13 protein-coding genes are annotated in these 13,709 nt (G+C 36.4%); 12 read left to right on the top strand and 1 reads right to left on the bottom strand.

The genetic code is table 11. The features are described from left to right. Positions 1-16 precede the first annotated feature (16 nt). From accD to PF028_RS04555, 5 genes are read left to right on the top strand one after another with little or no spacing between them, the layout of a single operon-like run. A complete protein-coding gene (gene accD, locus PF028_RS04575; RefSeq protein ID WP_270860175.1) occupies positions 17-925 on the top strand; it encodes an acetyl-CoA carboxylase, carboxyltransferase subunit beta in 909 nt (302 codons plus the stop codon). Positions 926-927: 2 nt separating this feature from the next. Continuing rightward, positions 928-1,377, top strand: a complete 450-nt coding sequence (locus PF028_RS04570) for a 23S rRNA (pseudouridine(1915)-N(3))-methyltransferase RlmH (protein ID WP_270860420.1) — start codon at positions 928-930, stop codon at positions 1,375-1,377. A gap of 9 nt (positions 1,378-1,386) precedes the next feature. After that, complete coding sequence (gene dksA / locus PF028_RS04565; protein ID WP_270860174.1) at positions 1,387-1,737, top strand: RNA polymerase-binding protein DksA; 351 nt, start codon at positions 1,387-1,389, stop codon at positions 1,735-1,737. A 14-nt stretch (positions 1,738-1,751) separates the two neighbouring features. Continuing rightward, entirely contained in the window at positions 1,752-2,750 is a 999-nt protein-coding gene (locus PF028_RS04560) for a LapA family protein (protein WP_270860173.1), read from the top strand. After that, positions 2,750-3,661, top strand: coding sequence for a tRNA dihydrouridine synthase (locus PF028_RS04555; RefSeq protein ID WP_270860172.1), 912 nt, complete (start codon positions 2,750-2,752; stop codon positions 3,659-3,661). The genes PF028_RS04560 and PF028_RS04555 overlap by 1 nt, the downstream gene beginning before the upstream one ends. 73 nt (positions 3,662-3,734) lie before the next feature. Here the strand turns inward: PF028_RS04555 and bamA are convergent, their stop codons facing one another. After that, a complete protein-coding gene (gene bamA, locus PF028_RS04550) occupies positions 3,735-5,984 on the bottom strand; it encodes an outer membrane protein assembly factor BamA (protein WP_270860171.1) in 2,250 nt (749 codons plus the stop codon). An 82-nt stretch (positions 5,985-6,066) separates the two neighbouring features. Between bamA and PF028_RS04545 the strand changes: the two genes are divergently transcribed. The 7 genes from PF028_RS04545 to infB all read left to right on the top strand — a co-directional run bounded on the left by PF028_RS04545 (position 6,067) and on the right by infB (position 13,702). Further along, positions 6,067-6,897: a prephenate dehydrogenase gene (locus PF028_RS04545; RefSeq protein ID WP_270860170.1), complete on the top strand. Its 831-nt coding sequence runs from the start codon at positions 6,067-6,069 to the stop codon at positions 6,895-6,897. A 104-nt stretch (positions 6,898-7,001) separates the two neighbouring features. Beyond that, positions 7,002-8,390, top strand: coding sequence for a M23 family metallopeptidase (locus PF028_RS04540; RefSeq protein WP_270860169.1), 1,389 nt, complete (start codon positions 7,002-7,004; stop codon positions 8,388-8,390). A 56-nt stretch (positions 8,391-8,446) separates the two neighbouring features. Beyond that, positions 8,447-9,331 carry a UDP-3-O-acyl-N-acetylglucosamine deacetylase gene (gene lpxC, locus PF028_RS04535; RefSeq protein WP_270860168.1) on the top strand — a complete coding sequence of 295 codons (885 nt, stop codon included), beginning with the start codon at positions 8,447-8,449 and terminating at the stop codon, positions 9,329-9,331. Positions 9,332-9,386: 55 nt separating this feature from the next. Continuing rightward, positions 9,387-9,794 (top strand): glycoprotease, encoded by a 408-nt coding sequence (locus PF028_RS04530; RefSeq protein ID WP_270860419.1) that lies wholly within the window; start codon positions 9,387-9,389, stop codon positions 9,792-9,794. A gap of 8 nt (positions 9,795-9,802) precedes the next feature. Next, complete coding sequence (thrB, locus tag PF028_RS04525) at positions 9,803-10,681, top strand: homoserine kinase (protein WP_270860167.1); 879 nt, start codon at positions 9,803-9,805, stop codon at positions 10,679-10,681. Between the two features lie 20 nt (positions 10,682-10,701). Further along, positions 10,702-10,935, top strand: coding sequence for a hypothetical protein (locus PF028_RS04520; RefSeq protein WP_270860166.1), 234 nt, complete (start codon positions 10,702-10,704; stop codon positions 10,933-10,935). Then, positions 10,922-13,702 (top strand): translation initiation factor IF-2, encoded by a 2,781-nt coding sequence (gene infB / locus PF028_RS04515; RefSeq protein ID WP_270860165.1) that lies wholly within the window; start codon positions 10,922-10,924, stop codon positions 13,700-13,702. Before PF028_RS04520 ends, infB begins: the two co-directional genes overlap by 14 nt. The last annotated feature ends 7 nt before the right edge of the window (positions 13,703-13,709 follow it).

Raw genomic sequence — 13,709 nt, 5'->3', positions numbered from 1 at the left:
ATTAAAAGGAAAAAATATGAATTTCGGTGATATTTTTTCAAAAATGCGACGCAAACAAGCAGATCCTAGCGAAGCACCTACGCACTGGGTGAAATGTCAGGGCTGTAACGCGCTTATGTATTATAAAGAAGTAGAATCGTGTTGCGAAGTATGCCCAAAATGTGGCTATCACATGCGAATTTTACCTATGGAAAGAATAAAATTAATCTGCGACGAAAATAGCTTTATTGAAGAAGATAATGCACTTGAACCGATAGATCCGCTAAAATTCGTAGATAAAAAATCATATAAAAAGCGAATTTTAGAAGGCGAAGAAAAAACAGGCACTAAAAGTGCCGTCGTGGCAGGTGAGGGCAAGATAGACGGAAAAAGCGTCCAGCTTGTGGTTTTTGATTTTCGTTTTATGGGCGGAAGTTTAGGCTCAGTCGAGGGCGAAAAAATAGTTAGAGCCGCAAATAGGGCGATAGAAAAAAAAGAGCCTTTGATAATCATTAGCGCAAGCGGTGGCGCAAGAATGCAAGAAAGCACATTTTCGTTAATGCAAATGAGCAAAACAAGTGCAGCGATGAAAATGTTGGCAAATGCAAAAATTCCTTATATTTCGATTTTAACCGACCCGACTATGGGCGGTGTTTCGGCCTCGTTTGCGTGGCTTGGCGATATAATCATCGCTGAACCGGGAGCCTTGATAGGTTTTGCAGGGCAAAGAGTCATCAAACAAACCATCGGAGCCGATTTACCGGAAGGCTTTCAAACGGCTGAGTTTTTGCTAGAACATGGACTAATAGATGCTATCGTTCCACGAAGCGAACACAAAAAGTTTTTAAGCAATATGATAACCTATCTAACGCACAATGACAAAGTAAATATTGGCGAAGTAGGGGACGACATTATCAGCGAAGATTTGGAAGAAAAGGAAGAGTAGTGGTGCAAATTTTTGTGAATTCGATACAAAAAACGGCTGAATTTAAAGACGAAATAAAAGAATATATAAAAATGTCTAGCAAATTTGCCGTTATAAAAGATGAAATTTACTTTAATTCTAGTGTCGCAAAAGCCCAAACGATTTCAAGAGAACAGGCATTAAAAGCCTATGATGAAATTTATGAAAATAAAGCAAAAGGCTATTGCATAGCGCTTGATGAAAATGGCGTTATGTGCGATAGCTTTGAATTTGCGAATTTACTAAAATCAAATTCGCAAATTTCGTTTTTTATCGGCGGGGCGTATGGGCTAAGTGAAAATTTTAAGGCAAAAATGGATAAGGTTGTAAGTCTTACAAGGCTTACATTAGCACATAAAGTCGCAAAACTGGTGCTTTTTGAGCAAATTTTTCGTGCTTTGTGTATTAATGCAAGTCATCCATATCACAAATAAAGGAAGAAAATGAAAAAAAACGAGTTGAAATTTTTTAAGAAGCTTTTAGAAGAGAGAAAAGAGCAAATCATTAAAAATATAAATAAATCTGCTGATGAAATCGCAGAACTTCGCTCGAATGGCGCTGTTGATGATTTTGATGTGGCTAGTGTAAATACTGATTCAAATTTAGAGTATGCCATCAGCTTAAAACAACGCATTGAATTTCAAAAGATTGAAAAAGCTTTGAAAAAAATAGAAAACGGAAATTATGGAATTTGCGAAGAGTGCGAAGAACAGATAAATTTAGAACGCCTAAAAGCAAAACCGCACGCTAGTCTTTGTATCTCATGCAGGGAAATTTCTGAAAAACGACAATAATTTAAGGAAGTAAAATGAAAACCAAGCAATTTTTTCTTTATTCGATTATTTTTATCGCAATTATCGCAGTTAGTGTATTTTCGCAAGTCAGCGGAAGCTATGCCTTAGATCTTTTTGGATTTGAGCTAAATTTGCCGATTGCGGCTTGGTTTGTTCTGCCACTTGTGCTTTATATGCTTTTGACGATTTTTCATTTTGCATATCATAGTTTCTGTTTTTATCGCACAAAAAGGGCGATTTCAAAAGATTTAAGCACTTATGAAGCGATGAGTAAAGATGTTTTATTGGGACTTGATACAAATAAAGATTTCAAAACCGAATTCTTTAAAAATCCAAGCTCTATTACAAAGGTGCTTTCACCATGGTATGATAGTAGCGATATTGTGGTTGATAACCCTGAAATCAAGGCTATCATCGATACGATCGAAAAGGTTAAAAAAGGCGAAGTTGTGGATTTGAAAAAATTTAAACTTCCAAAAGACAACGGGCTTTTTTTGCAAAATGAGTTAAATCGCCTTGATACAGATCCAAAATATGCTCATGAAATTTTAAAAGCAAAAGGTGTTTATAGCCAAGATTTTATAAATAAAGCGTATAATGAGCTTTTGCAAAGCGAAACTTATTTGGAAATCAAAAAATACGGCATCCCAAGTGAGCTAAGTGAAGTAAATTTGGTAATAGATAGATATGTTAAAAAAGATATTGAAATTGCGACAAATGATCTATTTGAAATGCTAAATAATGAAAAATTTAGCGAAGCAGATTTTATAAATTTTGCAAAAAAACTTCAAGTCGTAATGGCGCCTGAAAGCTATAAAGCGTTTTTTGAACGACTTAAAAATGAGAATTCGAACGCAACCGAAGCCTATCTTTACGCACTTTATGAGCTTGGTATGATTGATGAGCTAAGAGAGCAAATTGGTCTAAGTGACGGCGACGAATACGAAAAATTTAATCTTTTGCTATTTTTAAAAGACAACGGCAAAAATGTCCCTGCTTCTTTGATTTTTTAATGTTTAAAAACAATCCTTTATTTTTAGCTCCGTTGGCGGGTTTTTCAGATCCGCCACTTCGGGGCGTTGTTAAACAATTTGGCTGCGATGTAACCATTAGCGAGATGATAAGCTCAAATGCGCTTGTTTTTGGCGGAGAAAAAACGCTAAAAATGCTAGAAAAAAACGAATTTGAAAGCCCCTTTATCGTCCAAATCGCAGGAAGCGATGAAGAAGTTATCAAAAAAGCAGTTTTGATTTTAAATGAGTTTGATGGCATCGACGGCATTGATTTAAACTGCGGTTGTCCCGTGCCAAAGGTCGTAAAGCAAAATGCTGGTTCGGCATTGCTACTAAATTTAGACAAGCTTTCACGACTAATCGAAACCATAAAAAAGCACTCAAATAAAAAATTCACAAGCGCAAAAGTGCGTTTGGGATTTGATGAAAAAATCCCTGAAATTGTGGCAAAAGCGGTAGAAAACGCAGGGGCTGATTTTATCGCTATGCACGGACGCACTCGCAAGGGCGGATACAGTGCAAAGGTTGATTACGAAGCGATTGCGTTGGCAAAAAAAGCTGTGAAAATTCCGTTAATCGCAAACGGAGATATAAATTCGCAAAACGCAGAGCAAATTTTTAAATTTACAAACGCCGATGCTTTGATGATAGGACGCGCAAGTATCGGCAAACCATGGGTTTTTTACGAGATAAAAACGGGCAAAAGCGTGGATATGGAAACTAAAAAAAAGATTATTGTATGTCATTTTGATGAGATGATAAAATACTACGGAACGCACGGCGTGGCGATATTTCGCAAACATTTACATGAGTATTCAAAGGGACATGAAAATGCCGCAAATTTTAGAGAAGAGATAAATCATATAAATTTGGGCGAAATTATGCGAGATAAAATTTGCGAATTTTTTTAAATTGTATTTCGCAATGACTTAATTCACAGCAAATTTAATATTAAATTTGCTGTGAATTTGGAGTTAAGAAAGCTTAAAATCTTGCACCGATATTAAATTCGAAACTATTTGTTTCGTCGTTTGGTTTTTTATTTAACGGTTTAACTAGATATAGTTGAAGTGGTCCGATTGGCGTCATCCATTCCAAACCACCACCTGCACTATAACGAATTTCTTCATCCCAACTATCATTGCCTATCATACCATAGTCAAAAAATGCAACCAAACGCATTTTTAGTCTATCAATTAGCGGGAAGCTTAACTCAAATGAGTTGTTAAAGCTTTGCATACCGCCTGTTTCAATAAATTTACACTGATTCGCGCCAATGCAGACTTCACTTTTTGGTATGCTTCTACTATCATAGCCTCTTATACTTTTCATACCGCCCAAAAATAGCTTTTCGTTAATCGGAAGTTTGCTTTTGTCATTATTCCAAATATAACCTGCTGCGGCTTTATATCTAAAAATAATATCCCAATCAATATAATCTTTCATGCCAAAATACCAGTTTAGATTTGCTCTTGCTTTGGTAAATTCTATGTCTCCGCCAAGTCCCGCATATTCTAAACTGGCACTTGCAATTGCACCGCTTCTAGGTAGATAATAATCATCCGTGTTGTTAAAAGTAATAGATGGAGTTAAAGAGCTTTTTATAGTTTTTCCGTTTCTATAACCTGCTGCTGCATAATAGGCGTCCAAACCTTCGATTTCAGTTCTTTCTAATATATATGTTAAACTAGCTTGTGTATATCGTCCAATTCTTCGACCAAGTGTGCCTGTAAAGCCGATTGATCTCTCGCTATAATCGTCCCATTCATAATCATTTGCATAAATGGTTCCGCCAAGACTATATTCGCTATCAAAGATTCTAGGATTTGTCAGCCCAATACGACCACTAAGTGAATCTTCACTTTTTTCAATAGCAAATTCGCCTTTTAATCCGGTTCCGAATACATTTCTATCACTAATGCCAGCACTTAGTAAAACGCCGTCGCTACTACTATAACCCACACCACCTGTGATGGAGCCAGTCGGAGCTTCTTTGACTGCGACTTCTAGGTCGATTTCATTATCGCCTACTCTTGTTTCTTTGATTTCAACATCTTCAAAATAGCCCGTTCGTTTTAGAGCATTTAGCGAATCTACATAGTCGCTTCTACTGTATAAATTTCCTTCTGTCAAATACATCTCGCGACGAACGACCTTATCTGCTGTTTTATCATTTCCTGAAATGGTAACATTTCGTATATAAACTTTTTGCTCAGGAATAACTACATATTTTATATCAACAATGCTATTTTCTGGATCTTGTCTAGTTTGAGGTAAAACCCTAACATAGGCAAAACCTTGATCGGCAACAGCTTCTTCAAGTTTTTTCATATCGCGGCGTAAGAATTCCGAATTCATCTTATCTCCGGATTCTAGTTTGAAACTTTTTATCATTTTTTCTTTATTGATTTCAACTTCATCTGGAGCTTCTATATCTACGCTACCTACCTTATAACGATTTCCTTCTGTGATATAATATGTCAAATCAGCCGTGTAGCTATTTATATCGGCATTTAAAATTGGATTTGAAACTTCTGCATCTAAATAGCCTTTTTTGTAGTATTCTTCTTGAATTCTAGCTGCATCGTTTGGAAGTTCAAAGCTTTTGACTTTTCCGTCATTAAATCCCCAAAGCCAACCAAACACTTCTCTTTGTTTATTTGCAACCGCAGGTTCAATGTCGCCATAATCAAGTTTATCTGCACCTACTAAATTTACCTTTTCGATGATGATATTTTCGCCACGATTTACCATAAATACGACTTGGACCGATTTTTGATTTTCATGCACAGGAAGTGCCTTTGTCTCTACAACCGTATCAAAAAAACCTTTTGCTTCGTAATATTGTTTAACCCTTTCTTTTGCTCTTGAAACAGCAACTTCATCATACATTTGTCCTGCTTTTATTCCTATTAGTTGTATGATTTGATCTCTATCGTTAGTAACGACATTTTCTATATCGACTTTTGCGATTGTAGGTTTTTCATCGACTACTATTGTTACATTTCCACCACTTTCTTTGACATAAATATCGTTAAAATAGCCTTGTGCGAATAAATTTGAAATGGCAGCGTTTGTATTTTCGCCTGTGATGACATCGCCGACTTTAAGTCCTGAAATATCCTGTGCAACCTTTTCGGACAAGTAGTTTAAACCTTCGAAATTTACGGATTTTATCTGTGTTGATAGTGCCACAGAAATACTTGTTAAAAGTAAAAAAATATTTTTTTTCATATAATTACCTAAAAAAAAATTAATATAACTTGCGTATAATACCATAATTAATTTAAAATTACAAAGAATTTAAGGAATTTTTATGAAAATCGGTATCATAGGTTTGGGTCTTATCGGCGGTTCTTTGGGACTTTGTTTAAAAAGCACAAAAATCGTAAGTAGCGTTAGCGGCTTTGATTTATCAAAAGAAAACGAGCAGGCTGCCCTAAATTTAGGGCTTGTACATGAAATTTTAAGTATCAATGAGATGAAGCAAAAATGCGATGTTATTTTTTTGGCAATCCCCGTTGAAGCCATTATCTCAACCTTGCAAAATTTGAAAGATTGCAAAAGCGATACTACGATTATCGATTTAGGTAGCACGAAATTTAAGATTTTAGAGAGTTGTCCGAGCGAAATTAGGTCAAATTTTATCGCTGCTCACCCTATGGCAGGAACGGAAAACTCAGGTCCAAAAGCTGCTTTTAAAGAGCTTTTAAAAGACGCCGTTGTAGTCATTTGCGATGATAAGGACGCCGGGGAAATGCACATGAAAAGAGCGGTTGAAATTTTTTCTTTTGTCGGCATGAAAATCGTATTTATGAACGCAAAAAGCCACGATCACCATGTAGGTCTAATATCGCATTTACCGCACGCCATAAGCTATTCGCTAGTCAATAGCGTTTTAAAAGAAGAAAATCGCAGAAATATCATAAATTTAGCAGGTGGAAGTTTTACAGGAATGGCAAGAATCGCTAAATCAAGCCCTGAAATGTGGGTTGATATTTTCAAGCAAAATAAATCAAATTTGTTAAATTCGATTGAAAATTTTGAAAAAGAGTTAAAAATTTGCACCGATATGATAAAAGATGAAAAATGGGACGATTTGCAAAAATGGATGTATGAAGCAAGAAAACTGCGAGATATTATCTAAATTTTTGCGAAAATTCACTAAATTTGGCACTTAAATTTGCCAAATTTACCGATAATTAAACTAAGTTTTGTAAAATCACACGATTAAAAAAATAAGGTATTTTTATGAGAAGAAGTTATAGACGAAATGACGGAAGTAAATTTAAATTTGTTGCGCTTTTGGCACTTTTAGGGTTGGTTGTTTTTGGAATTTTTAAAATTTTTACTTCACCTTTGTTGGAACAAAATCCGCCTAAAATCGAGCTTGAAAATCAAATTTATTGGAATTTGACTTCGCCTTTGAAATTTAAAGTTAGCGACGATACTGGCATAAAAAAAGTAGTTGTAAATTTGATAGATAATGATAAAAAAATCGCTTTAAAAGACGAAGAATACGGCATTACGCAAAAAGAGTTAGAAATTTCGCTTGAATTTCCAAAAAATTTAATTTTAAATAATAATGCCAACTATGACCTAGAAGTCGCTATTAGCGATATTAGCAAGTGGAATTTCACGCTTGGCAACGAAAGTAAAGCAACTTCAAAAATAATCGTCGATAATAAAAAACCAACAATCAGCATTATAAACCAATCTTATAAAATCACAAAAGGTGGTGCTGCGGTCGTGGTTTTTAAGGCTGGCGATGAAATGCTAGATCGCGTTTTTGTGCGCACAAATTACGGAAAAGAATTTTCTGCCCTGCCTTTTGAAAAAGACGGATTTTACGCTGCTTTGATAGCGTGGCCGGCAAATTTGGACGAATTTAGAGCAGATGTCGTTGCTACCGATAAGGCAGGAAATCTCTCAAATTCGCAAATTCACTATTTTTACCAAGATAAAAATTATAAGGTCTCAAATATAGCTTTAACGCAAAAATTCATTGACGGAAAAGTTAGCGAACTAGTCGAAATTTACGCACAAAACCCTAGCAAATTAGAAGGGATTGATAAATTTAAATTTGTAAATGAAGTTTTGCGTGAAGAAAACGGCAAATTTATCAAAAAAGCAACTTCGAAAATCCATGAAAAAAAATTTGATAAATTTGAAATTCGACCATTTTCACCGCTTAAAAATGCAGCAGCCGTGGCAAGTTACGGCGATCATAGAATTTACTCTTGGCAAGGGGAAAATTTAAGCGAATCGTGGCACATGGGGCTAGATCTTGCTAGCACGGCGGCAGCTCCTATCATAGAGAGTAATTACGGCGTGGTTGTAGAAACGACAGAAAACGGAATTTACGGGCTAAATATCGTTGTTTATTACGGATTTGGCTTGTATGGAATTTACGCTCACTGCACAAGCTCAAATGTCAGCATTGGAGATCAGGTAAAACCGGGCGATATTTTGGGAAATACCGGCGCAACCGGCTTTGCTTTTGGCGATCATTTGCATTTTGGAACTATCGTTCAAGGCGTTGAAACTAGACCAGAAGAGTGGATGGATCCAAAATGGATGAAAGATAATATTTTTGATATTTTAGAAAATGCGAAAAAAACTATAAATGGCGAAAAATAATTTATTAACCAAATTTTGGTATAATGTTTGGCGAAATTTTTAAAAGGAAACGAAATTTGAAACAAATCACCATAGCTAAGCGAGTTGAAGGCGTTGGAATCGGTCTTCACAAAGGCGAACCTATAAAACTTATTCTTGAACCGCTCGAAGCTGATAGTGGAATTGTATTTTATAGAAGCGATTTGGGCGTTAGTTTCAAAGCCGCACCCCAAAATGTCGTAAATACGCAAATGGCGACGGTCGTGGGAAATGAAAAAGGCTTCGTTTCGACTATCGAGCATATTTTAAGTGCGATAAATAGCTACGGAATCGACAACATAAGAATCATTGTCGATGCAAATGAAATCCCTGTTATGGACGGAAGTGCGATAAGTTTTTGTATGCTACTTGATGAAGCAGGAACGAAAAAGCTTGACGAAGATAAAAAAGCAATCATTATAAAACAAAGCGTAGAAGTAAGAGAAAATGATAAATTTGTTAGGTTAAGCCCAAGCAAAAATCCTAAATTTGATTATACGATTGAATTTTCGCACCCGCTAATCGGAAGACAAAATTTCGTTTTTGAATTCGGCAAAAAAAATTATCTAAAAGAGATCGCCAGAGCTAGAACTTTCGGATTTTTAAAAGATGTTCAAATGCTTCGCTCGATGAATTTAGCACTTGGTGGAAGCCTAGAAAATGCCGTTGTCATCGATGATACAAGAATTTTAAACCCAGAAGGGTTGCGTTTTGAGAACGAATTTGTCCGCCACAAAATTTTAGACGCTATCGGCGATTTATCTTTAATGGGCGCACCGATTTTGGGCGATTATACAGCTTACGCAGGAAGTCATGATTTAAATCACAAGCTTACAAAAGCCGTATTTAGCGACGCTAAAAACTACGAAATCGTAAGCTTGAATGAAGAAATCGTTAGAGCCTACTCAAAAGTTTTTGCATAAGGTCGCACTCATAAAACAAGTTGAAATTCTCGTTGTTGCCCTTACAACGCCCGTTTTGATTGGAATTTACGAAAACGGAAATTTAATCCAAAAATTTGTTAGCGATGAAAACGAAAAAGCAGGAGATTTTCTAATCTCTAAATTTGATGAAATTTTGCAAATTTATGAGATTAAAAGCGTGATTTACGCAAACACTCCGGGTAGTTTTATGGGGATAAAACTAAGCTATGTCATCTTAAAGACACTCTCGACTGCGCTAAATTTTCCGTTATTTGCGATTAGCGGATTTGAATTAAATAATTTTAGCCCCATTAGAGCAAATAAAAATTTAAGTTTTGTATATCATGACGGCGAAATCGTGCTAGAAAAATGTGAGCCAAAAGCGTTTGAGCTACCACAAACTTTATCAAATTTAAATAAAAATAGTGATATACTACCAAATTACATTATCGGTGCCGTTTAGGAGAGAAATTGATTATCAAAATTCCAGCTACTAGTGCAAATTTAGGACCGGGATTTGACGCCCTTGGTCTTAGCTTAGAGCTTTTTAATGTCGTTGAAATTACCGAACAAAAGGTAACTTCTGTTTCACTTTGTGGAGAAGGAAGCGAGAAAATTTCGCTTAGAAAAAACAACTCTTTTTTGAATATTTTTAGAGAAATTTATTCAAAACTTTCGTCAAATCAGGCAAATTTTCGTTTTGTTTTTCAAAATAATATCCCATTTTCGCGTGGTCTTGGTTCAAGTTCAGCCGTGATTGTCGGAGCTATCGCAGCAGCACATGAGATGTGTGGATTTAGCGTAGATAGAAGTAAAATTTTAAATCTTGCCTTAGAATACGAAAATCACCCTGATAATATCGCTCCTGCCGTGCATGGTGGTTTTGTAAGCTCTATTGTTGATAACGGCAAAGTTTATTGCCAAAAATGCGAAATTTCACCTGATATAAAAGCGGTTGTGGTAATCCCAAATAAGCCTATGAGCACAAACGAATCTCGCGGAAAATTGCCTAAAAATTACACGATGAAAGAGTGCGTTTCGAATTTAGCTCATGCTTCGTTTTTAACGGCTTGTTTTATGAAACAAGATTATAAAATGCTTCGCCTTGCCTGTATCGATAAAATGCACGAAGAAATTCGCATGGCTAGTTTGCCTGAGCTTTTTAAAGTGCGTGAAATCGCATACAAAAATGGCGCTTTGATGAGTTCGCTCTCAGGTAGCGGATCATCGTTTTTAAATTTGACGCTTAAAGATAATGCAGATAGACTAAAAAAAGTTTTATCGGAAAATTTCACTGAATTTAGAGTTGAAATTTTGGATATTGATAACGGCGGATTTAAAATTAACTAAGAAAAAAAAAGATATAATTAATGTTTAAGGATCATAAACCGATAAGAATGTGTGTGATTTGTAGAGTTAGGCTTGAAAAATCCGAGCTTAGCAAATTTGCTGTGAAAAAAGAAAGCGGTAGAAGTTTTTATATCTGCAACACATGTATAAATCAAAAAGACAAAAATAATAAAAAAAGACTATCAAAATTTTTAAATTCGATAAATTTTGATGATGATGATTTGAAGGAGAAGCTTTTAAATGGGGAATGTTAAGATTTCAGAGATAGCTGATGAACTTGGATATGATTCAAAGGAAATCATACAAAAAGCTCAGGAAATGGGCTTTAAAAAGATAAAAGCCAAAACAAATGTCGTAAGCGATGAAGAAGCTGCTGCGATTTATGAGTATATACAAACAGGGATTTTGCCACAAAGTGCCACAAAGCCAAAGGCGCCAAAAGCTGAAAAAAGTGCAAAACCAAAAGAAAAAACAGAAGAAAAAAGCGCTAAAAAAAGCACAAAAGATGAAAAACCTGCAAAAGATAAGGCTGAAAAACCAAAAAAAGAAGAAAAGCCAAAAGAGAGCAAAAAAACGGCTAAATCTAGCCAAAAAGTTGCTAAAAAAGATGAAATCAAAGCAGAAAAAAAGGTCGAAAAAGTAGAAGAAATCCAAATTCCTAAACCGCAAACCCAAGAAAAAAAAGAACCTGAAATAACCCCTGAAATAAAAGCCGAAAAACCAGAAATTCAAAAAGAAGAGCCAAAAATCGATCCAAAACCAAAAGCCGACATTTTTGAAAAAGGCGAGAGCCTAGCTATGGAAAGTCTTAAAAAACGCCGTGGGTTAGTGATAGTAAAAAAGAAAAAAGATATTGAAGAAGAAAATATTCCATCAAAACAACCACAAAGTGTCGAAAAGCCAAAAGCTGAGAAAATCACGGCAAATTTAGAAGCGATTTTTTCAAATGCCGAGATGAATTTGAAGAAAAAGAAAAAAGAGAAAAAGCAAATTCAAGCCACAAAAAAAGAAGAAACACAAAAAATCGAGCTTGTAAGTGATCACGAACTAGCCGATATAGTCATCGATGATGATGAAGATATGGTAGTTTTGCCTGATCTTACGGTTAAGCCTATCCAAGTAGAAAACAAAACAAAAACCAAAAATCAACCAAATATCTACAAAGGTTCGCAAACGCAGTTTTACGGCAATGATACAGGCATTAGTCGTGGAAGTCGCAAAAAACATAAAAAAGTCGTCAAAAAAGATGACGAGCAGAGCGTAACTTCTGTAAATATCCCAAAAGAAATTCGTGTTTATGAATTTGCCGAAAAAATCAAAAAACAGCCTAGTGAAATCATTTCAAAGCTATTTTTGCTTGGTATGATGACGACTAAAAACGACTTTTTGGACGAAGATGCGATTGAGATTTTGGCAGAAGAATTTGGCATTGAGGTAAATATCGTAAATGAAGCAGAAGAATTCGATTATGTCAAGGCTTATGAAGATGAAGTAGTTGAAGAAAATTTAACCACAAGAGCGCCAGTAATTACCATTATGGGACATGTCGATCACGGAAAGACTAGTTTGCTTGATTTCATTAGAAATTCACGCGTCGTAAGTGGCGAAGCAGGCGGTATCACGCAACATGTGGGTGCGTATATGGTCGAGAAAAACGGACGAAATATCACATTTATCGATACCCCTGGACACGAAGCATTTACATCTATGCGTGCTAGAGGTGCGGAAGTTACCGACATTGTTATCATCGTGGTTGCGGCAGATGACGGCGTAAAACCGCAAACAAAAGAAGCCGTAAATCACGCCAAAGCTGCCGGTGTGCCGATAATCATCGCTATCAATAAAATGGATAAAGAAAACGCAAATCCTGATTTGGTAAAAACAGGACTTGCGGAACTTGATATAATGCCGACCGAGTGGGGCGGAAGCTATGAATTTGTGCCGATTTCAGCTAAAACAGGTATGGGAATTGAAGATTTACTTGAAATCGTCTTGCTTCAAGCCGATTTGCTTGAATTAAAAGCCGACAAAACTCGCCAAGCAAAAGCAACCATTATAGAAAGCTCACTTCAAAAGGGTCGTGGTCCGGTTGCTACCGTCATTGTCCAAAACGGCACACTAAAAGTGGGTGATACGGTCGTAGCAGGTGTGGCGTATGGAAAGGTTAGAGCCCTAAATGATGATAAAGGCAAAAAGCTAAGCTCGATTGCTCCGGGTGAGTGTGGTGTCATCATCGGTCTTAGCGAAGTTCCAGAAGCCGGAGAAACGCTAATTGGCGTAAATAGCGATAAAGAAGCAAGAGAGTATGCGAGCCGAATTTACGAGCACCAACGCCAAAAAGAGCTATCAAAATCTACAAAGGTTACAATCGACGAGCTAAGCGCAAAAATCGCAGAGGGCGAGTTAAAATCGCTTCCTGTTATCGTAAAAGCCGATGTGGTGGGCTCTCTTGAAGCTATCAAATCAAGTTTAGAAAAACTTCGCAACGACGAAGTTAAGGTAAATATCATACACTCAGGCGTTGGCGGTATCACGCAAAACGATGTGGGGCTAGCAAGTGCTAGTGAAAACTGTGTGATTTTGGGCTTTAATATTCGCCCGACAGGCGAAGTCAAAGAAAAAGCCAAAGAACGCGGCGTTGAGATAAAAACTTACAATGTCATTTATAACTTGCTTGACGATGTTAAGGCGATTTTAGGCGGATTAATGAGCCCGATTATCAGAGAAGAAGACCTTGGTCAAGCTGAAATTCGCCAAGTCATAAATGTGCCAAAAATCGGACAAATCGCAGGTTGTATGGTTACAGAAGGCTCTATCCAAAGGGGTGCTAAAATCCGCGTAATCCGCGACGGCGTGGTGGTTTTCGAAGGAAACATAAGCTCACTAAAACGCTTTAAAGATGACGCAAAAGAGGTGGCAAAAGGCTTTGAATGCGGTGTTGGCATAGACGGATACAATGATATGCGCGTTGGGGATTTCATCGAAAGCTTCAAAGAAAAAGAAGAACAAGCTACGCTATAAAGGTGAT

It is taken from the genome of Campylobacter sp. CN_NE2, from assembly GCF_027797465.1.
Classification (GTDB): Bacteria; Campylobacterota; Campylobacteria; order Campylobacterales; family Campylobacteraceae; genus Campylobacter_B.
The sequence above is the reverse complement of the archived record's forward strand: the minus strand, read 5'-3'. Positions and strand labels throughout refer to the sequence as shown.

Excerpts from the sequence above, each read along its gene's own strand:
- accD (WP_270860175.1), top strand. The coding sequence starts at position 17 with ATGAATTTCGGTGATATTTTTTCAAAAATGCGACGCAAACAAGCAGAT.
- dksA (WP_270860174.1), top strand. The coding sequence starts at position 1,387 with ATGAAAAAAAACGAGTTGAAATTTTTTAAGAAGCTTTTAGAAGAGAGA.
- PF028_RS04560 (WP_270860173.1), top strand. The coding sequence starts at position 1,752 with ATGAAAACCAAGCAATTTTTTCTTTATTCGATTATTTTTATCGCAATT.
- PF028_RS04555 (WP_270860172.1), top strand. The coding sequence starts at position 2,750 with ATGTTTAAAAACAATCCTTTATTTTTAGCTCCGTTGGCGGGTTTTTCA.
- bamA (WP_270860171.1), bottom strand. The coding sequence starts at position 5,984 with ATGAAAAAAAATATTTTTTTACTTTTAACAAGTATTTCTGTGGCACTA.
- PF028_RS04545 (WP_270860170.1), top strand. The coding sequence starts at position 6,067 with ATGAAAATCGGTATCATAGGTTTGGGTCTTATCGGCGGTTCTTTGGGA.
- PF028_RS04540 (WP_270860169.1), top strand. The coding sequence starts at position 7,002 with ATGAGAAGAAGTTATAGACGAAATGACGGAAGTAAATTTAAATTTGTT.
- PF028_RS04520 (WP_270860166.1), top strand. The coding sequence starts at position 10,702 with ATGTTTAAGGATCATAAACCGATAAGAATGTGTGTGATTTGTAGAGTT.
- infB (WP_270860165.1), top strand. The coding sequence starts at position 10,922 with ATGGGGAATGTTAAGATTTCAGAGATAGCTGATGAACTTGGATATGAT.